Raw genomic sequence first — 21,865 nt, 5'->3', positions numbered from 1 at the left:
TGCCGCTGGCGTCCACGATCTCGCTCAGGTATCCCTTGCTGGTGGGCGTGAGGTCGTAGCGCAGGGTGGTGGTGCGGCCGTCGGCGTAGGTGACCAGGGTCGGGCGGCCGAGCCGGTCTCGCTCAATACTGGTGGTTTGGCCCAGGGCGTCTGTGATCGTGGCAGCCAAGCCCAGCGCGTCGTACTGGGCGCTCTCTGTACCCGTGTCCGGACTGGTCTCGCTGGTGGCGTTGCCCAGCGCGTCGCGGGTGTAGGTGGTGGCCACGCCCTTGAAGTCGCGGGCCTGGGTGGTGGCATCCAGGGCGTTGTAGCTCAGAGACGCTGTGGCGTTCTCTGCGTTGGTAATGCTGGCAACGCGGCGCAAAGCATCCAGGTTCTGGCTCTCGCTTTGCCCCTGGCCATTGGTGACCGACGTCGAATCGCCGTTGGCGTCGTAACCAAAGGTGGTTGTCTGCGCGCCGACTGTGACGGAGGATGCACGATTGAGGTTATTGATGGTGCGTGCAACGCGCCAGGCAGTTTGCCCCTGGGCGTTACGCAGGTCTTCCTGGGTGCGGTTGCCCATGGCATCCAGGGTGTAGACGCCGGAGTTGCTGCGGTTGTCGCTCCAGCCTGTCATGCGGTGAGCATCGTCGTACTGGTAGGTGACTGCGTAGCCCGCTGAGTCGGTGACCGTATGGACCTGCCCACTGGGCAGATAGGTCATCGTCTTGGTGTAGCCAGCACTGGCGAGCGTGAGCAGACGATCACGCGCATCCCAGGTGTAGCTGACTACGCGCCCGTTGGGGTAGGTGACGCTCGCCAGGCGGTTCCCGCTGTCCCAGCTGTACGTCGTGACATGACCCAGCGCGTTGGTCATCGTGGCTACATTGCCCACGCTGTCATAGGTGTACTGGGTAACAGCTCCGTTGGCGGCGGTGGCAGTCGCTACGAGGCCTTGAGCGTTGTAGGTCCAGCTCGATGTTCGATTGGTGTTGGGCGAGACCGTCGTATCTACGATCGTCCGGCTCAACGGGCGACCTTGCGTGTCGTAGGTAAAGATGGTGGTGCGCCCGGTCCTAGTGATACCGACCGGCAACCGCAGGTTGCTATGCCATGTGTACGTGGTTGAGCGCTGCTGAGCTGTCCCGAATGCTTCCGTGTAGTCGGTTTGCAGGAAGCGAGAGAGATCCCACGATGTTGTGGACTTGTTGCCTTTGAAGTCTGTGCTTTGCGTGACCAAGCCCTGCGCATTGATGGTGCGATTGGCAATGACAGAAGTGCCGGGACCAGAGGCAGCACTGGACGACGCGACCTGGCTGTATCCTCCCGCCGTGCTGTAGGAATAGCTGCGGGTGATGCCCAGCGGATCTTTGATGGTGCTTTGCCGCGCAGCCGGATAACCCACCTCATAGCGGCTGACCCCGCCGGCGAGTTCGCTACTGACCGCCCGACCCCATGCGTCATAGGCGAAGGTCCCCCACCGCTTGTTGTTCTCATCAATGATGCCGGTGAGCGCGTTGGGGAACAGCGTGTGTTCGTACACGAACTGGCGCTGCTTGTTGTCCGGGTAGGTGACCGAGGTGAGGCGGCGCGAGGTGTCGTAGCCGTAGCTAAGAATTCGGCCATCAGGCGTTTGCACGCTGGTCAGCTGATTCTGGGCGTTGTAGCCCAATGTGATCTGGCGCCCGAAGGGGTTGGTGACACCGGTCAGGAGACCGTTGGCTGAGTATGTATAGGTGGTGGTCCAGCCCGTGCGGTTGGTGGAGCTGATCAGCAGGCCGGTGGAACTAAAGATCCACAGGCTGTCGTCGTTGGCACGCTTCCACGTCCATGTCTGATTCGGGTTTTGGGTGAGCTGGTCCAATCCGTTTGCGGTTGTCCAACTTGTCGCGCCATTGAGCTTGCTGTAGACGTGCTCATCACCCGACGGCAGCTTGATGATGGCGCCGACAGGTCCACTTGCCGGGTACAGCGACAGGCTGGCACCCCAGTTGTGATTCCAGCCTTTGCCGATGCCCAGATCCGTATTGGTCTTACTGCTGTAGTAGCGAACAAAGCTCAGTGGGGATGGACCGCCATCGATCCAGTCCAGTTCATTGCGGATTTTTTCTGCCTTGGCGGGGACGATGGGATTCTCTGTGCAATTTGCGGGCTCCCAGGGCGGCGGCGTGTTCTCCGGTGGCCTGGGTGGCTCTGGTGGGGTGTCAGGGGGGAGATCTGGAGGTGGATTCTCTGGGGGCTGCTCTGGAGGCGGGGAGTCTTCATTCCCGCTTTCGTCGGGCTTATCTATCCAGCAATAAAGTTTGCCGCCGGCATTGTTTGTAATTGTCCACGCCCAATATCCTTCCTCGATATCTGAAAGCGTGAAAATTGCATCGAGATGGCCGGGCCAGACTTGGTGCCATATTTCGATATTGAACTCGTTGCAAGCCCCTGGGCTGGAAAACTTTCTGTCCTGATAGAAATGCGACCGCCATTCATTCGCCGAGTGAGCCGACTCTGTAAAAAACGCTACAAAAATTAACGCTGCAAGCGTTGAGATTCTTGGAGTCGCCTTTGAGCTTTTGAACATTGGTTTCCCTCTCTTATTATTTGAGGCAGGTTGATTCGCGTTATTCACCAAGGCTGGCGCACGCATCTCAAAAATCTACACGGATATGGAGCAGCCGCATGTACTGCATTGGCCTGATATTTGTTACGAATCGCTAAATCTGCAGCCAACCCAGGAACACGGTTTTCAGGGCGATTGCGTATAAATGCAATTTAATTCACATCGCGGCAGACGAAAATGTTAGCGCAACGTTTTCGTGTGCACTCTCGTCATCACTCATATTTCTTGTAGTTTCGCGACATGCCCATTTCTGTTAAGGAAAGGCGTGTAAAACCAGAAACCGTAGAACCTCTGCGTGAAAGGTTTTCAGGATTTCGAGGACACAGGGACATGGCTGCGCAATACGCCCGCACTACGCAGAAACACCCCGCACTTCCGCGAGTTTCACCAGCACCTGCAGCGCATGGTTCAGCGGTGTCGGCACCCCCAGAGCCGCTCCGCGCTTGACCACATAGCCATTCAAGTGGTCGATCTCGGTGGGTTTGCCCCGTGACAGATCCTGCGCGGTGGACGAATACTGCCCTGGCATGGTGCTGGCGATGCCACGCACGGCAGCCTGCACATCGCCCGGAATGGTGACTCCATCGGCAGCCGCCACTGCCAGGCATTCGGCCACGATGTCGGCAATCACCTGCGTCACGCCAGGCACCTGCACCAGCGGCCCATAGGGCTGTTGCGACAGGGCCGACAGCGCGTTGTAGGCGCTGTTAAGCACCAGCTTGGCCCACAGAGCGCCCCGCACGTTGTCAGACACCTGGGTGGGAATGCCCGCCGCCGTGAGCTGGCGGGCCACCGTGTCGCTGCGCGGCGAAGGCGCAATCACCAGCTCGCCCCGGCCATGGTGCACCACATGCCCCGCTCCACCCATGGCGGTGGCCACATAGACCACGGCTGCGGCCACCGGGGTGCTCGCATCCAGTACGGCGCGCACACGCTCATCGTTGTCCACGCCGTTCTGCAGCGTCAGCACCAGCGTACCGGGTGCCAGGTGCGGGCGAATCTGCTGCGCAGCGTCTTCCGAGTCGGACGATTTCACGCAAAACAGCACCACATCGGCACCCTGCACGGCACTGGCCTCGGTGCTGGCCGCCAGTGGCACCTGCACATCCATCGTCGCCGTCTGCAGTCGCAGCCCCTTGTCGCGGACGGCCAGCACGTGGGCAGGCCGCCCGATGAGCGTGACGGCATGGCCTGCACGGGCCAACAAGGCACCAAAGTAACAGCCCACCGCGCCCGCGCCCATGACGGCAAAGCGCAAGGCCGGGGTGGCGGAATCAACGGCTGGGGATTGGGCGGACTCGGTCATGGCGCTCTGGATGTTGGTGAAACTGGATGAGCAAAGTTGAACACATGGTATCGCCCGAAAAGCCATGCAGCGAAGACCCCGAATTTCCTTGCACCATTGCGATCTCACCCCGATTGACGCAAAATGCGCCAATCAGGAGATCACCATGTCTGCTACCGCCTTTTCTTCCGTCAAGCTGCCCGCCCATCTGGTGGAACAGGCCCGCCAAGCCGCACAGCCCATGCGCCGCTCCGTGGCCAGCCAGATCGAATACTGGGCCACGCTCGGACAGATCGTGGAGCACACAGGCCTGAGCGTCTCGGAGGCCCGCAGCGCCATAGAGCAATATGAAGCTGCGACTTCGCGGAACAGCGCCCTGGTAGCCCCGGCATCGGTGAACGACCTCACAGCCCGCCTGCTGGCAGCGCAGACTCGCGGGACTCTGGCGCAGCGGGTACGGGACGTGGTTCAGGAAAACCAGGCCAAGGCGGCTGCCGTCTGAAAAGTCGATGGCGCCGTCGCAGCCTCGCACTTCACCGCCGTCCAGCAGCTCCACCCCAACTCGCTGGTTTCACCTGCTGGCGGGCCCCAACGGCGCCGGCAAATCCACGCTCTACCGCGCGCTGGTGCGCGAGGGCATCCTCGGCCCGCCACTCCCGTTCGTGAACGCGGACCTGCATGAGCAGGCCCACCTTCAGCACATCGCCGACCCGGAGGCACGGTCTGAAACAGCCCGGCAATGGGCCGATGCACGCCGAGCCGCGCTGCTGTGCGAAGGCGCCGATTTCGCCAGCGAGACCGTGTTTTCGCACCCGTCCAAACTTGCGCTGATTGAGCAAGCCCAGCAGTGTGGCTACACAGTGGCCTTGTACATCGTGGCGCTGGACGACCCGGCGCGGCTGCTGTCGCGTGTGGCCCAACGTGTGCGCGAAGGCGGGCACGCCGTTCCGCCTGAACGCATCCTCGCGCGTTACCCCCGCACCATGGACAACCTGGCGCAGGCGGTGCGCCAAGCCAATGTGTCGTACCTGTATGACGCAGCAGAAGCCGCTGCCACCGGGCCGCAACTGGTGGCGATGTGCTCACCCGGCCAGATCACCCCGTTGGTCCAGCCGCTACCCGTATGGGCGCGGCGCCTGATCGGCCGATAGCCCGCTGCGGCATGTCCGCAAGGCGATCCAGAGCTGTCCGAACAGTCTTCGGGCACTGGATTTCACATAAAAATATGCCTCTAGCGCTTACTGGAAATACGCCAGAAGCTATGAATTAGATAGCAATTTCAGAGCTTTAAAAATCCCTGTTGCCGTTGTGGGTGATCACCATTGCCAAGACAATAATTGTCTAGTCAATTAAATTCCCTGCCCATGACCTCCCCAACCTCCTCTTCTTCCGCTCAGGGCTTTTACGACCCCAGCCAACTGAACCCGCAGGAGAGCGTGGGCTACCTGATGCGCAAGGTGATGTCGTCGATCCGCACCCAGGCGGACGCCCAGTTGTCCACGCACGACCTGACCTATGCGCAGTGGCTCCCGCTGTTCAAGATCTCGCTGTGCGACCAGACGACGGTGGCCAGCCTGGCGCGGGACCTGGAGACCGACCCCGCGTCCATGACCCGCGCGATGGACCGCCTGGAAGCCAAGGGCCTGGTGCTGCGCGAGCGCTCCACCACCGACCGCCGCGTCGTGCGCCTGGCGCTCACGGCCGAGGGCGACAAGGTCGCGGCCCGCGTGCCACCTGTGCTGGCGGAGGTGCTCAACGGCCACCTCAGCGACTTCAGCCACGACGAGTGGCAGCAGTTGCTCAGCCTGCTGCGCCGCATGCTGGCCAACGGCGATGCGCTGCGCCAGCAGCGGCCGCCGGATTCAGCCTGACGCCGTCAGCCCGCGCACTGTTTCCGACCTCCACACACAACACCCCATAAAACCATTTTGGAGAACCCTGTGAACACCACAGCCCCCCTGCCCTCGATCCGCTCGGCGTTTGCCGCGCATTTCGCCGTATCGGCCCTGGCATTGGCCGCCGCCCTCCTGCTGGTCGGCTGCGCCAGCCCCGGCGCGCCCCACACCCCGCTGGCCCAGACCACGCCTGCCGCCGTGGGCCTGGCGGAGTCCGCCACCACCGACACCGCAGCACCCAGCCAGTGGTGGACGACGCTGGGCGATGCCCAGCTCGACGCCCTGGTCGAGCAAGCTCTGCAAGGCAACCCCAGCCTGGCCGTCAGCCGCGCCCGGCTGGAGCAGGCGGTTGCCCTGAGTCAGGTGCGCGAAGCGGCCAACGGCCCGCAGGTCAACCTGGGTGTGGACGTGACCCGCCAGCGCTACACCGCCAACGGCCTGGTGCCGGCGCCCATCGCCGGCAACACCTACAACAGCGGCACGGTGCAGGCCACGCTGTCGTGGTCGCCGGACTTCTTCGGCCAGCATGCGGCCGAGCTGCAGGCTGCGCTGGGCCAGGCCCGCGCTGCCCAGGCCGATGCCGCCGCCGCCGCCAACACCCTGGCCGCGCAGGTGGGCCGCAGCTATGTGGCGCTGGCCCGGCTGGTATCGCAGCGCGATGTGGCCGCCCGCGCCCTGGCGCAGCGCGAAGAGCAGCAACGCCTCACCCAGGAGCGCGTGTCCGCCGGCCTGGACAGCCAGGTCGAGCTGACGCAGGCCCAGGCCGCCGTGCCCGATGCCCGCACGCAGATCGAAGCGCTGGACGAGCAGATCACTCTCGCACGCCGCCAGATCGCGGTGCTGAGCGGCCAGCCCCCCGATGCGCTGCCCACGCTGGCCCCGCAACTGGCCCAGCTGCAACGCAATGCCGTGCCCGACGTGCTGGGCGCAGACCTGCTGGGCCGCAGGCCTGACGTGGTGGCCGCACGCTGGCGCGTCGAAGCCGCCACGCAGGGTGTGAACAGCGCACGCAGCGAGTTCTACCCCAACATCAACATCGCAGCCTTCATCGGCCTGAACTCGCTGGGCCTGGACAATCTGTTCAATGCCGGCTCGCGCCAGATGGGCGTGACCCCGGCGCTGCGCCTGCCCATCTTCGACGGCGGCCGCCTGCGCGCGCAGCTGGGCGGCCGCCAGGCCGAACTGGACGCCGCCATCGCCCAGTACAACGGCGCGGTGCTCGACGCGGTGAAGGAAGCCGGCGACGCCATGGCATCCATCCAGTCGCTCACACGCCAGCAAACGCTCCAGGACGACGCCGTGGCCAGCGCCGAAAAGGCCTACCGCTTTGCGCAGGACCGCTACCGCGCAGGCCTGGGCAACTACCTGGTGGTGCTCTCCACCGAAAGCCAGGTGCTGGCCCAGCGCCGCCTGGCCGTGGACCTGCGCGCGCGCCAGCTCGATACCCGCCTGCAGCTGATGAAGGCGCTGGGCGGCGGCTGGACCGATGACACGGCAACGCTGCAGACCGCAGCGCGATAGACGCAAGGTTTGCTGTGGCCCAGTCCGAGCGCCTTCGCATGCCGTGCCTTTCCCACGCCCCTCATCCGTTCACGCTGAGCCTGTCGAAGCGCCGCGCAAGGCTTCGACAAGCTCAGCCCGAACGGTCGAGGTGACGTGCGAACGCTGACCAGCGCAACAGCCCGAAGCCAGCCCCCTACAAAAACCACACAACAACACATTCCTGAAAGACCACTGCCATGAGCGAACCTCTCACCGCCAACGAAGCCAACACCGCCCGCCGCCGGGGCCTCACCATCATTGCCGCCGCCGTCGCGCTGGTAGCCATCGGCTGGGGCGGCTGGCACTGGGCCAACGGCCGCCACGTCGAGACCACCGACAACGCCTACGTGGCGGGCAACGTGGTCCAGATCACGCCGCAGGTCGGCGGCACCGTCGTCTCCATCGGCGCGGACGACACCGACTACGTGAAGGCCGGCCAGCTGCTGGTCAAGCTCGACCCCGCCGATGCACGCGTGGCATTGGAGCAGGCCGAGGCCCAACTCGCGCAAACGGTGCGCGAAGTGCGCACGCTGTTCGCCAACAACTCCACGCTCAAGGCCCAGGTCAGCCTGCGCAGCGCCGACCTGGCCCGCGCGCAGGCAGAAGCCGCACGCCTGCAGGACGACGTGACGCGCCGCGCACCGCTGATGGCCAGCGGCGCCGTGGGCAAGGAAGAGTTCCAGCACGCCACGGCCCAGGTCACAGCCGCCAAGAGCACCGTCGCCGCTGCCCAGTCGGCCGTGGTGGCCGCGCAGGAGCAACTGGCCGCCAGCCAGACGCAGACCGAAGGCACCTCCATCGAGCAGCACCCCAACGTGCAGCGCGCCTCGGCCCGCGTGCGCGAGGCCTACCTGGCCGTGCAGCGCGCCCAACTGGTCGCGCCGCTGGACGGCCATGTCGCCAAGCGCGGCGTGCAGGTGGGCCAGCGCGTGCAGGCCGGCGCACCGCTGATGACGCTGGTGGCCTTGAACGATCTGTGGGTGGACGCGAACTTCAAGGAAAGCCAGCTGCAAAGCCTGCGCATCGGCCAACCCGCCGAGCTCGAAGCCGATGTATACGGCACCAAGGTCAAGTACCACGGCACCGTGACCGGCCTGGGGGCCGGCACCGGCGCAGCCTTTGCGCTGCTGCCCGCGCAGAACGCCACCGGCAACTGGATCAAGGTGGTGCAGCGCGTGCCTGTGCGCATCGCACTGGACGCCAAGCAGGTGGCCGAGCACCCGCTGCGTGTGGGCCTGTCGATGGAGGTCAAGGTGGACACGGCCGACCAGAGCGGCAAGACCCTGGCCGACACGCAACGCTCCACCCCCGTGGCCGCCACCGCCGTGTTCGACGAACAGTTCAAGGCGGCCGACGATGAAGTGGCGCAGATCATTGCCGCCAACCTGGGCCGCAGCAGCAAGGCCGCCGTGGCCGCGGCGTCGCCCAAGGTGGGCGCGGCCGGCAAGGCCAGTACGAAGTCCCCGGCCATGGCTTCAACGCCCTCCGCGCCCCACATCGAGAAGCATGCGTCTGCACCCGCAGCAGCCGCGCAAGCCCTGCAATCGCCAGCGGTGCAGTAAGCCGGGGTTCGCATGACTGCCGCCAACCCTACTGCAGACACCGCAAGCCAGGCAGCCGCCGCGCCTGCGGTCCCTGCCGCATCGCCACCCGCAGCCCCGCCGGGCCCACCTGCGGGCTACCCACCGCTGCAGGGCACTGCCCTGCTGCTGGGCACGCTGTCGCTCTCCCTGGCCACGTTCATGAACGTGCTGGATTCGTCCATCGCCAACGTCTCCATCCCCGCCATTGCCGGCGACCTGGGCGTGAGCCCCGGCCAGGGCACCTGGGTCATCACCAGCTTTGGCGTGGCCAATGCCATCTCGGTGCCGCTCACCGGATGGCTCACGCAGCGCTTCGGCGCCGTGCGCCTGTTCACCATGAGCGTGCTGCTGTTCGTGCTCACGTCCTGGCTGTGCGGGTTCGCCTCGTCGCTGGAGATGCTGGTGTTCTTCCGCGTGCTGCAAGGCCTGGTGGCCGGGCCGATGATCCCGCTGAGCCAGACGCTGCTGCTCGCCAGCTACCCCAAAGCCTTGGCCGGCACCGCCCTCGCCTTGTGGGGAGTGACAACGCTGGTCGCCCCCGTGGTGGGACCGCTCTTGGGTGGGTGGATCACCGACAACATCTCCTGGCCGTGGATCTTCTACATCAACGTGCCCGTGGGCCTGCTGGCCGGGCTGCTCACCTGGGGCATCTACCGCAAGCGCGAGACGCCGATCCGCAAGCTGCCCATCGACACGGTGGGGCTGAGTCTGCTGGTGCTGTGGGTCGGTGCGCTGCAGCTCATGCTCGACAAGGGCAAGGAGCTCGACTGGTTCGCCTCGGGCGAGATCATCATCATGGCCGTGGTCGCCGTGGTCGCGTTCGCGGTGTTCCTGGTGTGGGAGCTGACCGAGAAGCACCCGGTAGTGGACCTGAAGCTCTTCAAGGGCCGCAACTTCACCTTCGGTGCACTCGCGCTGTCGGTGGCGTATGCCCTCTTCTTCGGCAACGTGGTGCTGCTGCCGCTGTGGCTGCAGCAGTGGATGGGTTACACCGCCACCTCGGCCGGCATGGCGCTGGCGCCGGTGGGCGTGTTCGCCATCCTGCTCACGCCACTGGTGGGCAAGAAGGTCGGCCAGTGGGACCCGCGCCGCATGGCCACGGGCGCGTTCATCGTGTTCAGCACGGTGCTGTGGATGCGCTCGCAGTTCACGGTGCAGACGGACTTCATCCACATCCTGATCCCCACCCTGCTGCAGGGCGCGGCCATGGCGTTCTTCTTCATTCCGTTGACCACGCTCACCTTGGCGGGCATCCCGCCCGAGCGCATACCGGCGGCTGCGGGGTTGTCCAACTTCGTGCGGATCACCGCCGGGGCCATGGGGACGTCGATCGCCACCACGCTCTGGGAGAGCCGCGCCGCCATGCACCACGCGCACCTGACCGAAGGGCTGGTGCAAGGCCAGGGGGTGTTCGGGCAGACGCTGGACAACCTGACCGCATCGGGCCTCACGCAGATGCAGGCGCTGGCGCAGGTCAACCGGCTGATCGACCAGCAGGCCTTCACGCGGGCTGCCAACGACATCTTCCTGGGGTCGGCGTTTTTGTTCCTGCTGCTCATCGGGCTGATCTGGCTGACCAAGCGGCCGCCACGGGCCGCGGGCGGCGGCGCGGCCGATGCTGGTGGGGCGCACTGACAAAGCGCCCGCGCGCTCTGCGCCACAGCGCAAACAACCGGCCCTTGGGCCGGTTCTTTTTTGGGCCACGCATCGCGCAGCAACTGCAGGGCTCGCCACATGCCACGCTGACGCCCCTGCAATCCCACACTCCCTGTCGGAAATTCCTGACCCGGGAGCAGGCGCAGCACCTTCGGTCACCTACAGGGTACGAGCCCAACAATGCAGTCACCGTAACCCATAACAAGGAACTGCCATGTCGCTCTCGCTGATTCTGCTGATTGTCCTGATCCTCATCCTCGTTGGCGCACTGCCAACCTGGGGCCACAGCCGTTCGTGGGGCTACGGACCCAGTGGTGGTATTGGCCTCGTGGTGCTGATCCTGGTGATCCTGCTGCTCATGGGCAGGATATAAAAGTGCGGCACCAGGGTGGCGCGGGCGGACAACGTCCGCAGCATCCCGGTGTCACACCTTGAAGACAAAAGCGGCCCTCGGGCCGCTTTTTCGTGGGCGCTGTACTTGCCTGTCATGCCCGCCGCGCCACTGCAGACCCGGTGCCGCGCACCGCGCAAATACCTTACACCGTGCCCACACGCGTTTCTGCGCGGGCAAACGCCGTGGTGAACGCAGCGAACTCGTTCTGGTTCACCACGCCGTTGGCATCGCCGCCCTTGTCCATCATCTGAAGCACCGCTTGCGAAAAATCGGTGCCCTGCTTCTGGATCGATGTGCTGGCCATGCCCTTCAAGAACTCGTCGTGCGAGATGCTGCCGTCCTTGTTGGCATCAAAGCCCGCTGTGATCTGCTGCTTTTGGGCATCGTCGGCGCCAAAGCGGGTCAGGATCTCCTGAAAGTCCTGCACCGACACCGAGGCGCCCCCGCCCGCCGCCCCTGCGCTGCGCCCGCTCTGCGCGCCACCGCGCTGGACGGCACCCAAGGCACCATCGAGCTTGCCTTGCGACACCAGAATGCCCTTGCCCGCAAACCCGGCCAGCGCCTCGGCCTGCGGGCTGAGCGTGACGACCGCAGAGGGTTGCGCATCGGCCGTCTCGCTGCTGCGGCGCGTGGCCGCTGCCTTGGAGGATCCGCCCGAGGCGGCGTTGAAGACCATCGACGCAACGGACGCCAGGCCGGAAATGAGAGGTGACATCGCCATGAACTCCTGTGTGGCGACACCCCGGTGCCGTGGGACGACCATCGACGGGCCACCGTTTCGCCTTGCCCCGCCAGGGTACCCGCACCGTGCACCTGGCAAAGGCCTGAGAAGCGGCGACATCGCCCCCCACCTTGCCTACTTGAGCACGTAGCCCGCCAGCACCGACTGCACCTCGTAGATGCTGAGCCGCTTGTTGAACTGCTTTTGAAACGGCGCGGCGCTGCCCGAGATCCAGATCTTCAACTCGGCATCCAGATCGAAGGTTCCGCCGGTCTCGATGCTGAAGTGCGTGATGCTCTTGTAGGGCAGCGAGTGGTATTCCACCTTGCTTCCGGTCATGCCCTGCTTGTCCACCAGCACCAGCCGCTTGTTGGTGAACACGAAATAGTCGCGAATCAACTGATAGGCATGCTCCACCACCTCGCCGGGCGCGAGGATGCGCCCGAACTCTTCCTGGATCTTCGCTGCATCGATCTTGGATGCATTGCCCATGACGCCGTCAAAAAGTCCCATCGTGTTCTCCTGCTGTTGTGATGTCCCGGTGGCCCGTCAAGCCCCGGCCCTTCAGGCCAGCGACTGGTAGCCCGGCCCGAAGGCGACGAACTCGCCCTCCAGCTGCCCGGCGGGCTGGCCCTCGTAGTGAAGCACCGAAGTCTGCACGATGCGCCCGATGCCCTTGCGCTGCAGCATGCGGGTGAAGGAACTCCACACCGCGGCCGACGGGGCGTCGGCCACGGCGGTGAAGGTGCCGGCCATGGGCGCCAGGTAGTCCATGGTGTTGCGCTGGATGACCAGCCGGCTGCCCAGCGCTTGTGCCGACAGCCGCACATGCAGCATGCTCCACGCCGCCAGGATGGCCACGGCCGACGCGCTGCCGCCGAACACCGTGTCGCGGTGGTTGATGTTGGGCGCCAGCGGCGCGGTCAGCACCACGCGCTGCGGTGATGCGTCCACCACCGACACGCCCATGGCACGGGCCAGGGGGATGTGGTCGTGCAGGTAGGACTCCAGGTCACGAGGATTCATGCAGGGGCTTTCTGGTCGGTGGGTGCGGGAGCCGGGTCGCGGTGCACGAAGTGCTGCACATGACCAGGTACGTCACCCAGCGTTGCCAAGGCTTCGCCAAGGAAGGCCGGGCGCAGGTCCAGTTCGGCCAGGCTGGCACGGGCAAACCACGCGAACTCCAGCCCGCGATGGCCTTCGGCGCCCACATACGGGCCGGGCGTCTGGTCCAGCAGGCTGCCTGGCTGCGGCTGGGCGTGCAGGTACAGGCCCATCTCGTGGTAGTCCACGCCGCCATAGGCGTAGAAGTTCTCCACCACGCAGGCCAGCGCGCCGGGCTCCACCGCCGCGCCCAGTTCTTCGTGCATCTCGCGCACCAGCGCTTGGGCGGCACTCTCGCCCGGCTCGATGCCGCCGCCGGGGAGTGCCCAGAACATGTCGCCTTCGGCACGGTGCAGCAGCACCTGCCCGGGCCGCGTGATGACAGCTGCGGCCCGCAGGCGAACGCGCGGCGCGATGGGGGTGGACGGTGCCATGGGCTTCATGCTGCCGATCCTATCGCGGCATGGTGACAGGCACCGTGCGCTCCGCTCAGTCGGGCAGCAGCAAGCCCTGCTGGGCGCCCACGGTCTCGCGCAGGAAGGCCCAGGTGGCCTGCATGCGGGCCACGTGCTTGTTTTCCTCGGGCATGGACATCCAGAACGTGCGCGTGAAACGTGCCAGCCCCGGCAGTACGGGCCGGAGCGCCCGGTCCTGCGAGGCCACAAAGGCCGGCAGCACCGCCAGGCCTGCGCCTGCGCGCACTGCCTCGTACTGCGCCAGGATGCTGGTGCTGCGCAGCGCAAAACGCGCGGGGCGGTGCAGTTCGTCCAGGATCTGCAGCTCTTTGGTGAACAGCAGGTCGTCCACATAGCTGATGAAGCTGTGGCCGCGCAGGTCGTCGGGCGAGCGGATGGGGGCATGGCGCGCCAGGTAGCCCTCGTTGCCATAGAGCTGCAGCACATAGTCCGTGAGCTTTACCACCACTACCGCGCCCCGCGCGGGGCGCTCCAGCGAGATCACGATGTCCGCCTCGCGCCGCGACAGGTGCACCAGGCGCGGCAGCGCGAGCAAGTCCAGCACCAGGCCCGGGTGTTCCAGCGCGAAGTGCGCCAGTTGCGGCGCCAGCACCAGGTTGCCAAAGCCCTCGGTGGTGCCGATGCGCACCAGCCCCTGCAGTCCCTGCCGCACGCCGGGCGCCGCACTCTCCACCGCCAGGAAGGCGGCCTCCATGGCCTCGACCTGGGGCAGCAGCGCGCGGCCCGCCTCGGTCAGCCTGTGGCCCGCCGCCTCGCGGGCGAACAGGGCCGAGCCCACCTGCTTTTCAAGCGCCTGGATGCGTCGCGCGACGGTGGTGTGGTCCACCGCCAGGCGGCGGGCGGCGCCGACCAGCGTGCCGGAGCGGGCAAGCTCCAGAAAGTAGCGCAGGTTGTCCCAATCCATGGTGTTGAAGCTGCTCGCGCGTCAGCGCGCCGGCCTGGTTCGGGCATCTTCCTGCGCGGGAGCGATTGCCGGCTCGTCCGTGTCATAGATCAGCACCATGCCCAGCAGAATCTCGCCGCCCCGCTCAGGGCTGACGAACAGGTAAGCGGGCTTGCCCCCGATCATCCCGGTGTAGGTGGGCGCCACCTTGTGGGCCGTTCGCACGAAATCCCGGGGCGTGGCGACGGACTTCCAGCGCGCGCTCGGGAATGCCTTCTTCCAATCCGCCGCATCCACCTTGGAACTCACGAAAAGCCGTGACAGCTTGCCACCCGCAGTCATCCAGGCCCCGACATCGTCGTGAAGGTCGACGGATGCAGGCCGTTTCGGAGCATAAAACGCATCGAGCGCGGCCTCGGCTTGCGCGGCGATCAGCTTCTGCTGCGCAGGCGTGGGCTGGTGGTTGGGTTCTGCATCCCATGGATACAGCGGGTACAGGCCATGGGCACGAACATGTGCCAGCATGGCGAGGTTGTACTCCTTGGCGAACTGCCGCAACTGGCCCATGCGCTCGACCGCCGCCTGCCCCACCACGGTCTCGCATTCCAGGGGTTCGATGCGGTCCTGGCCCTTCCACCACGCGGTGGGTTCGAACGGCATCCCCGGAACCTGGTTGGCCACACAGGCCGGAACGCCCATGAAACGGGTGTCCCCCTTGTGGGCCGCAGCCTGCGCGGCGGCAGCAGGCGATGCCGCCAACAACTCTTCCAGGGTCTGCGCAGCCACCGCTTGGCCCGCATGTACCAAGCATCCTGCGGCCAGCAAGGCCATCGACAAAGCTCTCATCGTCTGCTTTCCAGCGTTTCGCTCTCGAACACATTGAAGGTCCGCGCCTCTGCGGCAGCAATCTGCATTTTTGCAAACCTTGTGCGCAGTATTGTCTATTGTCTTCACAATTTTGCACAGCTACCATGCGTCGGTGGCCCACTTCGGCGCCCTACTGCCTTCATTCCCATTCAGGAGACAACACCCATGAACGCACCGACCTCCCAGGCCGTACTCGCCCCCACCGTCAAGCTGCTGATCGGCGGCCAGTTCGTCGAGTCCAAGACCACCGAGTGGCGCGACGTAGTGAACCCTGCCACGCAACAGGTGCTGGCGCGCGTGCCGTTTGCCACGGCCGAGGAGATCGATGCCGCAGTGGCATCGGCCAAGGAAGCCTTCAAGACCTGGAAGAAAACGCCCATCGGCACGCGCGCCCGCATCTTCCTGAAGTACCAGCAGCTTATCCGCGAGAACATGGCCGAGCTGGCCGCCATCCTCACAGCCGAGCAAGGCAAGACCCTGCCCGACGCCGAAGGCGACGTATTCCGTGGGCTGGAGGTGGTGGAACACGCTGCCAGCATCGGCAACCTGCAGCTGGGCGAGCTGGCCAACAACGTGGCCGGCGGCGTGGACACCTACACGCTGATGCAGCCGCTGGGCGTGTGCGCAGGCATCACACCCTTCAACTTCCCCGCCATGATCCCGCTGTGGATGTTCCCCATGGCCATCGCCACGGGGAACACCTTCGTGCTCAAGCCGTCTGAGCAGGACCCCATGGTGACCATGCGACTGGTGGAGCTGGCGCTCGAAGCCGGTGTACCTGCCGGTGTGCTCAACGTGATCCACGGCGGCGAGATGGCTGTGAACGCGATCTGCGACCACAAGGACATCAAGGCGATCAGCTTTGTGGGCTCCACCAAGGTGGGCACTCATGTCTACAACCGCGCCAGCCTCAACGGCAAGCGCGTGCAGTGCATGATGGGCGCCAAGAACCACGCCATCGTGATGCCCGATGCCAACAAGGAACAGACCCTGAACGCCCTGGCCGGTGCGGCCTTCGGCGCCGCAGGCCAGCGCTGCATGGCGCTGTCGGTGGTGGTGCTGGTGGGCGAAGCGCAAAAGTGGATCCCCGAGCTTGTGGCCAAGGCGAAGACGCTGAAGATCAGTGCTGGCACCGAAAAGGGCACGGACGTGGGCCCCGTGGTGTCTTGCGCCGCCAAGGACCGCGTGCAGGGCCTGATCGAGCGCGGCATTGCCGACGGCGCCACGCTGGAACTGGACGGCCGCAACCCAGAGGTGGCTGGCTACGAAAAGGGCAACTTCGTGGGCCCCACGGTGTTCAGCGGTGTCAAGCCCGGCATGGCCATCTACGACCAGGAAATTTTTGGCCCGGTGCTGTGCCTGTCGGCCGCAGCCGACATTGACGAAGCCATCGCCTTCATCAACGACAACCCCAACGGCAACGGCACCGCCATCTTCACCCAGTCGGGTGCGGCAGCGCGCAAGTTCCAGGAAGAGATCGACGTGGGCCAGGTCGGCATCAACGTGCCAATCCCTGTGCCAGTGCCCCTGTTCTCGTTCTCGGGCTCGCGCGCATCCAAGCTGGGCGACCTGGGCCCCTACGGCAAGCAGGTCGTGCTGTTCTACACGCAGACCAAGACCGTGACAGCACGCTGGTTTGACGACAGCACCATCTCTCATGGTGTGAACACGACAATTAGCCTGAAGTAAACCCCTGAGCGGCTTCGCCGCTTCCCCCTTTCTCTGCATCGCTGCGCGATGCGGAAGGGGGACGCCACCCGCGCCTGAGCCGCTTGATGGCTGCCCTTGCACGGTGGCACTGGCCTGGGCCGCGCGGTTTCAGCGGCTGTGGGCGGTGGTAAAAGCGGTGCATGCAAACTTTTCAGTCAACGATGCGGAGATGGGCCATGGTCTTCGGTGCTGCGTGCGTGATGCTGGTTGGTGCCGATGCCCACGCTCAGGCCGGTTCCGCCTGCAAACCGGGTGGCAGCGTCGAAGAAACCAACGCCTGCGCCGTGCAAGCCTTCCAGGCGGCAGATACTGAAATCGCCGTTCTCTATGGTGATGTGATGCGTGCCCTGTCGGCCCACGAACGGCCCCAGCTGCGGCAGGAGCACGCGGCCTGGCAACGCGAGCGCACCACGCGCTGCAAGCAGGCGCAGCGCAGCAACGAATCGCAACCCCAGTGGCCGCGCCTGTACCACGAGTGCCTCACGGCCGAAACCCAGGCGCGCCGAAAGGGCCTGATGCGCTGGCTGACGCTGGACCACCCGTCCGCCAAGCCGTGAACACGCCCCCCAGAACAACAAAAAGCCAAGAGACAAGACACCATGGACTTTGAACTCACCGAAGAACAACGCGCCTTTGCCCAGACGGCCCGCGACTTTGCACAAGCGGAGTTCGCCCCCCACGCCGCGCACTGGGATGAAGAAGGCATCTTCCCCAAAGAAGCCATCGCCAAGGCGGGCGAGCTGGGCTTTTGTGGACTGTACGCGCCCGAAGCCGCCGGAGGCCTCGCCCTGCCCCGCCTGGACGCCACGTTGGTCTTCGAAGAGATGGCAGCCGTAGACCCCAGCACCACCGCCTTCATCACCATCCACAACATGGCCACCTGGATGCTGGGCACCTGGGCCACCCCTGCGGTGCGCGACCACTGGGGCCCGCTGCTCACCACCGGCGAAAAGCTCGCGTCGTACTGCCTGACCGAACCCGGCGCGGGCTCCGACGCGGCCTCGCTCAAGACCCGCGCCGAACTGGCGGGGCACGAATATGTCATCAACGGCAGCAAGGCCTTCATCAGCGGCGCGGGCGCCACCGACGTGCTGGTGCTCATGGCGCGCACGGGCGATGCGGCATCGGGCGCGGGCGGTATCAGCGCGTTTGTGGTGCCAGCCGACGCACCGGGCATCAGCTACGGCAAGAAGGAACAGAAGATGGGCTGGAACAGCCAGCCCACGCGCACCATCAGCTTCGACAACGTGCGCATCCCCGCCGACCACTTGCTGGGCCGCGAAGGCGAAGGCTTCAAGATCGCGATGAAGGGCCTGGACGGCGGCCGCATCAACATCGCCACCTGCTCGGTGGGCGCGGCGCAAGGCGCGCTCAACGCCGCCCAGCAGTACATGCAGGACCGCAAGCAGTTCGGCAAACCCATCGCCAGCTTCCAGGCCCTGCAGTTCAAGCTGGCCGACATGGCGACCGAGCTGGTCGCCGCCCGCCAGATGGTGCGCCTGGCTGCAGCCAAGCTCGACGCCGGTGCGCGGGATGCATCCACCTACTGCGCCATGGCCAAGCGCTTTGCCACCGACGCGGGCTTCACCGTCATCAACGACGCGCTGCAACTGCACGGCGGCTACGGCTACATCCGCGAATACCCGCTGGAGCGCCTGCTGCGCGACGCCCGCGTGCACCAGATCCTGGAAGGCACCAACGAGATCATGCGGGTCATCATTGCGCGGCGCATGCTGGATGGGGATGCGACGGAGGCGATTCGCTGACACTATATTTTTGATAGCTACCGGCGCTTACCCATCAATCGTTAGCTGCCCATTATTATCAAAACCATGCCCGCACGCCCCCTCTCTGACGAAACCCTGCACCTGATCGACGCCGTGCGCACGGCGCTCGCCCGATGCGGCGATGTGGAAGAACGCCCGCTGTTCGGCACCCATGCGTTCTTCGTGGACGGCAAGATGTGCATCGCGGTCAAGGGCGAAGAACTGCTGGTGCGCCTGCCGCCAGAGCGCCATGGCGAGCTGCAGGAGATGCAGAACACGCGCGAGCTGTCGCCCGGCGGTGGCATGAAAGGCTACTTCTGGGTGGAGCCCAATGGCTACTCCACGCGGGCGCAATGGAGCTTCTGGGTCGACCAAGCCCTGGCGTACAACCCGCTGGCCAAGGCCAGTCCGCGCAAGAAACGCGCGCCCGCTGCTGCAGCCAGCAAGGCAGCCGTCACCACCGGCAAGAAGCCTGCCGCCAAAGCGTCCGACAAAAGTGCGGGCGTGAAGAAGCCGGCAAGGAAGACAGCGGCAACGAAGACAGCGGCAGCCAAGAAGCACAGCATCTTCGAAGCCGACGACTGAGCCGCCCTCGCCCTCGCCCGCACCCGCACCCGCACCCGCACCATCCCCCAGCCCACCCCGGAGCCACCACCATGCCCATCCGCATCGTCCGCCTCGGCACCCCGCGCGCCACGGGGGAAGGCACCCGCATCGGCACCGTACGCCGCCCGCCGCGCGGCGTGCCCAAGGCCGAGTTCGCCATCCGCGACTACTACGATGTGTGGTACCCGCTGCTCGCCCCCACGCAACAGCTGATGGCCCAGGGCCAGCAGGTCGCCGCAGGCCCCGAGGGCGACAAGGACTGGCAGGCGTTCGTCCAACACTTCCGCAAGGAGCTGGCCCAGCCCGAGGCCAGCCGCACCCTGGACCTGCTGGCCGCACTATCGCAACACAGCGCGATGTCGGTGGGCTGCTACTGCGAGCACGAGTCGCGCTGCCACCGCTCGGTGCTGCGCGCTGAGCTGGCCAATCGTGGAGCGGACATCAAAGAATGAACTTCATGCCTGCCTGTGGCACCAGTCAATCGCCCCAAATATTCCCCCATCCGTTCGGGCTGAGCCTGTCGAAGCCAGCGCGATCTTGCGAACGGTTGTTGATAAACGCTGGGCGAACAGCTTGCCCCAAGCCGACAATTCATGAATGATTTTTTGGCCTGTAGCGCTTACTGGTCAATCGTTATCCGCTATCAATTTCATATCAAACCCCTTTAACCCGTCCCTTCACCATCACAACGACACCAAGGAGCAACACAGCATGAAGATCGCATTCATCGGCCTGGGCAACATGGGCGGCCCCATGGCCCTGAACCTGCACAAGGCTGGCCACGACGTGGGCGCCTTCGACCTCTCCAAACCTGCCTGCGACAAGCTGGCCGAAGGCGGTGTGCGCATTGCCGCCGACGCCGGCACCTGCGTGCTGGGCGCCGAAGTGGTCATCAGCATGCTGCCCGCCAGCCAGCACGTGGAGGCGCTGTACCTGGGCAACGACAAGCAGCCTGGCCTGTTGCCCCAACTGGCCGAGGGCGCGCTGGTGATCGACTGCTCAACCATAGCCGCCGCCACCTCGCGCAAGGTGGCCGATACCGCCAAGGCACGGGGCCTGGCCTTCATCGACGCCCCCGTCTCGGGCGGCACGGGCGGCGCCATCGCCGGCACGCTCACCTTCATGGTGGGCGGCGACACCGCAGCGCTGGAGCGCGCCCGCCCCATCCTCGAAAAGATGGGCGCCAACATCTTCCACGCCGGCAGCGTGGGCGCCGGCCAGACGGCCAAGATCTGCAACAACATGCTGCTGGGCATCCTGATGGCCGGCACCAGCGAGGCCATCGCCCTTGGCGTGGCCAACGGCCTGGATCCCAAAGTCCTCTCAGAAATCATGCGCCGCAGTTCGGGCGGCAATTGGGCGCTGGAGAAGTACAACCCCATGCCCGGCGTGATGGAAACCGCGCCCGCGAGCAAGGGCTACGCTGGCGGCTTCGGCACCGACCTGATGCTCAAGGACCTGGGCCTGGCGCAGGAGAACGCAGCGGCGGTGAAGGCAGCCACGCCTTTGGGCGGCCTGGCGCGCAACCTGTATGCGGCGCACAGCCTGGCGGGACACGGGGGGCTGGATTTCTCCAGCATTATCAAGATGATGCAGAAAGGGTGAGGGGCACCTTTCCATCCAATAAAAATGCCAGCAGATGCTGGCATTTTTTTGATCTGAATGATCTTGAATTATCATGAAAATACATTCCTACTGGCTGTGGCTTACGCAAAATCGATGGCACAGCCATCTGGGTAGCACGCACGCCGAGGGACCGGAGTGCAGAACTCATCAGCCTCAAAATATCTTTAGCGCAATTACTACCAAGAGCAGCTTGGCGCTCAATCGAACATACGGATATATGACTTGGTCAGGCTAGGCATCCGCTGCTTTTCCCAGACACCATCCCCGGCATCACTATCCCTTTCACCCCTGCCGTTGGTATTTCCCTCAATCGTGACGATCTTGCTATTGATCGAGACCTGGTTTTCAATGACCAAGCCTATGTGCGAAAAATCAAAAACAACAAAATCGCCCGCACGAGCCTTTTCTGTTTCTGGAAGTACCGAAATATTCCTTTGCCGGGCCCACTTCTCCCACCCGAAAGCACTGGCATCCCGACATCGCCACTTTTCGGCCAAAGAAAAAGTATCAAGATTTAGCAGTTTTCTCACAGATTCATCTTCAAGCCATTCTCTCATGACCCAAGCGGTGAAGGCTGCACACCAAGGCCAGGCCCCAGGTGCCAACCAAGTTGCCCCTTGGTATTCTACAATTCGCGCACCGGTATTGTTGACTGCATCTTCTCGCGTGCCCAGCTCGGATCGCGCTATGCTGATTAGTCGCCGTATCGCATCATCCATGCAAACCTCCTATCGAGAATTCAAAACCAATTAAATTCCAGGTTAAATAAACATGCCCGCGACAGTAGCGCACGAGGCAAAAACTGCGCTAAAGCAAAGCAAATCCAATTTTTCCATTGACAAAATCCTTGACAACTTTCAAGGCCGCATTGATCGCGGCCTGCACTGCGGAAATGCCCATTCCTTCAACGGCTGTAAGGACCGCTGATGTTGCGATTTTTTGTTGATTGAGAAGAATCTTTGCCTCGGCCTGACTTATTTCATTTGCTGCGCGTGCCTCGATGATCATGCGCAAGGTGATGGCGAACTTTTCCGTCTCCGCCTTGGCAAACTGCTTCACAGATGAAAATTTTGCTCCCAAGGACATTTGGACCGCCTCAAGCATCTTGTCGCCAAGATTTTTTTCGGTAACGATATTTACTGTTGCCATGATTGCTCC

23 protein-coding genes are annotated in these 21,865 nt (G+C 64.5%); 13 read left to right on the top strand and 10 right to left on the bottom strand.

Going from position 1 to position 21,865, the window contains the following annotated elements; translation table 11 throughout:
* Together KW835_RS26100 and KW835_RS26095 are read right to left on the bottom strand one after the other, a co-directional pair.
* Positions 1 to 2,554, bottom strand: a 2,554-nt coding sequence (locus KW835_RS26100) for a DUF6531 domain-containing protein (RefSeq protein WP_218387664.1), incomplete at its 3' end; no start/stop codon positions are given.
* Positions 2,555 to 2,945: 391 nt separating this feature from the next.
* Positions 2,946 to 3,899 carry a ketopantoate reductase family protein gene (locus KW835_RS26095; RefSeq protein WP_218387663.1) on the bottom strand — a complete coding sequence of 318 codons (954 nt, stop codon included), beginning with the start codon at positions 3,897 to 3,899 and terminating at the stop codon, positions 2,946 to 2,948.
* Between the two features lie 145 nt (positions 3,900 to 4,044).
* On the opposite strand from KW835_RS26095, the gene KW835_RS26090 reads away from it, so the two are divergent.
* The 7 genes from KW835_RS26090 to KW835_RS26060 all read left to right on the top strand — a co-directional run bounded on the left by KW835_RS26090 (position 4,045) and on the right by KW835_RS26060 (position 10,927).
* A complete protein-coding gene (locus KW835_RS26090; protein ID WP_218387662.1) occupies positions 4,045 to 4,380 on the top strand; it encodes a ParD-like family protein in 336 nt (111 codons plus the stop codon).
* A 7-nt stretch (positions 4,381 to 4,387) separates the two neighbouring features.
* Positions 4,388 to 5,029, top strand: a complete 642-nt coding sequence (locus KW835_RS26085) for a zeta toxin family protein (RefSeq protein WP_218387661.1) — start codon at positions 4,388 to 4,390, stop codon at positions 5,027 to 5,029.
* A 213-nt stretch (positions 5,030 to 5,242) separates the two neighbouring features.
* Positions 5,243 to 5,749, top strand: coding sequence for a MarR family winged helix-turn-helix transcriptional regulator (locus tag KW835_RS26080; protein WP_218387660.1), 507 nt, complete (start codon positions 5,243 to 5,245; stop codon positions 5,747 to 5,749).
* 69 nt (positions 5,750 to 5,818) lie between these two features.
* A complete protein-coding gene (locus KW835_RS26075) occupies positions 5,819 to 7,294 on the top strand; it encodes an efflux transporter outer membrane subunit (protein WP_218387659.1) in 1,476 nt (491 codons plus the stop codon).
* A 218-nt stretch (positions 7,295 to 7,512) separates the two neighbouring features.
* A complete protein-coding gene (locus KW835_RS26070) occupies positions 7,513 to 8,877 on the top strand; it encodes an HlyD family efflux transporter periplasmic adaptor subunit (RefSeq protein WP_218387658.1) in 1,365 nt (454 codons plus the stop codon).
* 12 nt (positions 8,878 to 8,889) lie between these two features.
* Positions 8,890 to 10,533 carry a DHA2 family efflux MFS transporter permease subunit gene (locus KW835_RS26065; RefSeq protein WP_255593980.1) on the top strand — a complete coding sequence of 548 codons (1,644 nt, stop codon included), beginning with the start codon at positions 8,890 to 8,892 and terminating at the stop codon, positions 10,531 to 10,533.
* Positions 10,534 to 10,768: 235 nt separating this feature from the next.
* Positions 10,769 to 10,927 carry a DUF3309 family protein gene (locus KW835_RS26060; protein ID WP_007856361.1) on the top strand — a complete coding sequence of 53 codons (159 nt, stop codon included), beginning with the start codon at positions 10,769 to 10,771 and terminating at the stop codon, positions 10,925 to 10,927.
* A gap of 163 nt (positions 10,928 to 11,090) precedes the next feature.
* On the opposite strand, the gene KW835_RS26055 is transcribed toward KW835_RS26060, so the two are convergent.
* The 6 genes from KW835_RS26055 to KW835_RS26030 form a co-directional block, all read right to left on the bottom strand.
* The gene (locus tag KW835_RS26055; protein ID WP_218387657.1) at positions 11,091 to 11,663 is read right to left on the bottom strand and encodes a hypothetical protein; all 573 of its coding nucleotides are present in this window, start codon (positions 11,661 to 11,663) and stop codon (positions 11,091 to 11,093) included.
* A 141-nt stretch (positions 11,664 to 11,804) separates the two neighbouring features.
* Positions 11,805 to 12,182, bottom strand: coding sequence for a PH domain-containing protein (locus KW835_RS26050; protein WP_056414834.1), 378 nt, complete (start codon positions 12,180 to 12,182; stop codon positions 11,805 to 11,807).
* A 51-nt stretch (positions 12,183 to 12,233) separates the two neighbouring features.
* The gene (locus tag KW835_RS26045; protein ID WP_218387656.1) at positions 12,234 to 12,695 is read right to left on the bottom strand and encodes a YiiD C-terminal domain-containing protein; all 462 of its coding nucleotides are present in this window, start codon (positions 12,693 to 12,695) and stop codon (positions 12,234 to 12,236) included.
* The gene (locus KW835_RS26040; RefSeq protein WP_255593979.1) at positions 12,692 to 13,216 is read right to left on the bottom strand and encodes an NUDIX hydrolase; all 525 of its coding nucleotides are present in this window, start codon (positions 13,214 to 13,216) and stop codon (positions 12,692 to 12,694) included. The genes KW835_RS26045 and KW835_RS26040 overlap by 4 nt, the downstream gene beginning before the upstream one ends.
* Positions 13,217 to 13,262: 46 nt before the next feature.
* On the bottom strand, positions 13,263 to 14,153 hold the full coding sequence (locus tag KW835_RS26035; protein ID WP_218387655.1) for a LysR family transcriptional regulator: 891 nt from the start codon (positions 14,151 to 14,153) through the stop codon (positions 13,263 to 13,265).
* A 21-nt stretch (positions 14,154 to 14,174) separates the two neighbouring features.
* The gene (locus KW835_RS26030; protein WP_218387654.1) at positions 14,175 to 14,978 is read right to left on the bottom strand and encodes a hypothetical protein; all 804 of its coding nucleotides are present in this window, start codon (positions 14,976 to 14,978) and stop codon (positions 14,175 to 14,177) included.
* Between the two features lie 186 nt (positions 14,979 to 15,164).
* Between KW835_RS26030 and KW835_RS26025 the strand changes: the two genes are divergently transcribed.
* The 6 genes from KW835_RS26025 to mmsB all read left to right on the top strand — a co-directional run bounded on the left by KW835_RS26025 (position 15,165) and on the right by mmsB (position 20,686).
* Positions 15,165 to 16,688: a CoA-acylating methylmalonate-semialdehyde dehydrogenase gene (locus KW835_RS26025; RefSeq protein WP_218387653.1), complete on the top strand. Its 1,524-nt coding sequence runs from the start codon at positions 15,165 to 15,167 to the stop codon at positions 16,686 to 16,688.
* Between the two features lie 197 nt (positions 16,689 to 16,885).
* Positions 16,886 to 17,266, top strand: coding sequence for a lysozyme inhibitor LprI family protein (locus tag KW835_RS26020; RefSeq protein ID WP_218387652.1), 381 nt, complete (start codon positions 16,886 to 16,888; stop codon positions 17,264 to 17,266).
* 42 nt (positions 17,267 to 17,308) lie between these two features.
* Entirely contained in the window at positions 17,309 to 18,475 is a 1,167-nt protein-coding gene (locus tag KW835_RS26015) for an acyl-CoA dehydrogenase family protein (RefSeq protein ID WP_218387651.1), read from the top strand.
* 66 nt (positions 18,476 to 18,541) lie between these two features.
* Complete coding sequence (locus KW835_RS26010) at positions 18,542 to 19,060, top strand: TfoX/Sxy family protein (protein WP_218387650.1); 519 nt, start codon at positions 18,542 to 18,544, stop codon at positions 19,058 to 19,060.
* 71 nt (positions 19,061 to 19,131) lie between these two features.
* Positions 19,132 to 19,533: a DUF488 domain-containing protein gene (locus KW835_RS26005; RefSeq protein WP_218387649.1), complete on the top strand. Its 402-nt coding sequence runs from the start codon at positions 19,132 to 19,134 to the stop codon at positions 19,531 to 19,533.
* A 259-nt stretch (positions 19,534 to 19,792) separates the two neighbouring features.
* The gene (mmsB, locus tag KW835_RS26000; RefSeq protein ID WP_218387648.1) at positions 19,793 to 20,686 is read left to right on the top strand and encodes a 3-hydroxyisobutyrate dehydrogenase; all 894 of its coding nucleotides are present in this window, start codon (positions 19,793 to 19,795) and stop codon (positions 20,684 to 20,686) included.
* 218 nt (positions 20,687 to 20,904) lie between these two features.
* On the opposite strand, the gene KW835_RS25995 is transcribed toward mmsB, so the two are convergent.
* The gene (locus KW835_RS25995) at positions 20,905 to 21,426 is read right to left on the bottom strand and encodes a CHAP domain-containing protein (protein ID WP_218387647.1); all 522 of its coding nucleotides are present in this window, start codon (positions 21,424 to 21,426) and stop codon (positions 20,905 to 20,907) included.
* Positions 21,427 to 21,514: 88 nt separating this feature from the next.
* Positions 21,515 to 21,856, bottom strand: coding sequence for a hypothetical protein (locus tag KW835_RS25990; RefSeq protein WP_218387646.1), 342 nt, complete (start codon positions 21,854 to 21,856; stop codon positions 21,515 to 21,517).
* Positions 21,857 to 21,865 lie beyond the last annotated feature (9 nt).

The sequence above is a fragment of the Acidovorax sp. sic0104 genome, from assembly GCF_019219095.1.
GTDB lineage: Bacteria > Pseudomonadota > Gammaproteobacteria > Burkholderiales > Burkholderiaceae_C > Acidovorax.
This window is presented reverse-complemented; position numbering and strand designations above follow the sequence as displayed.

What these genes read in the sequence shown, in the direction of transcription:
- KW835_RS26095 (WP_218387663.1), bottom strand. Translation starts at nt 3,899, where the DNA reads ATGACCGAGTCCGCCCAATCCCCAGCCGTTGATTCCGCCACCCCGGCC.
- KW835_RS26090 (WP_218387662.1), top strand. Translation starts at nt 4,045, where the DNA reads ATGTCTGCTACCGCCTTTTCTTCCGTCAAGCTGCCCGCCCATCTGGTG.
- KW835_RS26085 (WP_218387661.1), top strand. Translation starts at nt 4,388, where the DNA reads ATGGCGCCGTCGCAGCCTCGCACTTCACCGCCGTCCAGCAGCTCCACC.
- KW835_RS26080 (WP_218387660.1), top strand. Translation starts at nt 5,243, where the DNA reads ATGACCTCCCCAACCTCCTCTTCTTCCGCTCAGGGCTTTTACGACCCC.
- KW835_RS26070 (WP_218387658.1), top strand. Translation starts at nt 7,513, where the DNA reads ATGAGCGAACCTCTCACCGCCAACGAAGCCAACACCGCCCGCCGCCGG.
- KW835_RS26065 (WP_255593980.1), top strand. Translation starts at nt 8,890, where the DNA reads ATGACTGCCGCCAACCCTACTGCAGACACCGCAAGCCAGGCAGCCGCC.
- KW835_RS26060 (WP_007856361.1), top strand. Translation starts at nt 10,769, where the DNA reads ATGTCGCTCTCGCTGATTCTGCTGATTGTCCTGATCCTCATCCTCGTT.
- KW835_RS26055 (WP_218387657.1), bottom strand. Translation starts at nt 11,663, where the DNA reads ATGTCACCTCTCATTTCCGGCCTGGCGTCCGTTGCGTCGATGGTCTTC.
- KW835_RS26050 (WP_056414834.1), bottom strand. Translation starts at nt 12,182, where the DNA reads ATGGGACTTTTTGACGGCGTCATGGGCAATGCATCCAAGATCGATGCA.
- KW835_RS26045 (WP_218387656.1), bottom strand. Translation starts at nt 12,695, where the DNA reads ATGAATCCTCGTGACCTGGAGTCCTACCTGCACGACCACATCCCCCTG.
- KW835_RS26040 (WP_255593979.1), bottom strand. Translation starts at nt 13,216, where the DNA reads ATGAAGCCCATGGCACCGTCCACCCCCATCGCGCCGCGCGTTCGCCTG.
- KW835_RS26035 (WP_218387655.1), bottom strand. Translation starts at nt 14,153, where the DNA reads ATGGATTGGGACAACCTGCGCTACTTTCTGGAGCTTGCCCGCTCCGGC.
- KW835_RS26030 (WP_218387654.1), bottom strand. Translation starts at nt 14,978, where the DNA reads ATGAGAGCTTTGTCGATGGCCTTGCTGGCCGCAGGATGCTTGGTACAT.
- KW835_RS26025 (WP_218387653.1), top strand. Translation starts at nt 15,165, where the DNA reads ATGAACGCACCGACCTCCCAGGCCGTACTCGCCCCCACCGTCAAGCTG.
- KW835_RS26020 (WP_218387652.1), top strand. Translation starts at nt 16,886, where the DNA reads ATGGTCTTCGGTGCTGCGTGCGTGATGCTGGTTGGTGCCGATGCCCAC.
- KW835_RS26015 (WP_218387651.1), top strand. Translation starts at nt 17,309, where the DNA reads ATGGACTTTGAACTCACCGAAGAACAACGCGCCTTTGCCCAGACGGCC.
- KW835_RS26010 (WP_218387650.1), top strand. Translation starts at nt 18,542, where the DNA reads ATGCCCGCACGCCCCCTCTCTGACGAAACCCTGCACCTGATCGACGCC.
- KW835_RS26005 (WP_218387649.1), top strand. Translation starts at nt 19,132, where the DNA reads ATGCCCATCCGCATCGTCCGCCTCGGCACCCCGCGCGCCACGGGGGAA.
- mmsB (WP_218387648.1), top strand. Translation starts at nt 19,793, where the DNA reads ATGAAGATCGCATTCATCGGCCTGGGCAACATGGGCGGCCCCATGGCC.
- KW835_RS25995 (WP_218387647.1), bottom strand. Translation starts at nt 21,426, where the DNA reads ATGGATGATGCGATACGGCGACTAATCAGCATAGCGCGATCCGAGCTG.
- KW835_RS25990 (WP_218387646.1), bottom strand. Translation starts at nt 21,856, where the DNA reads ATGGCAACAGTAAATATCGTTACCGAAAAAAATCTTGGCGACAAGATG.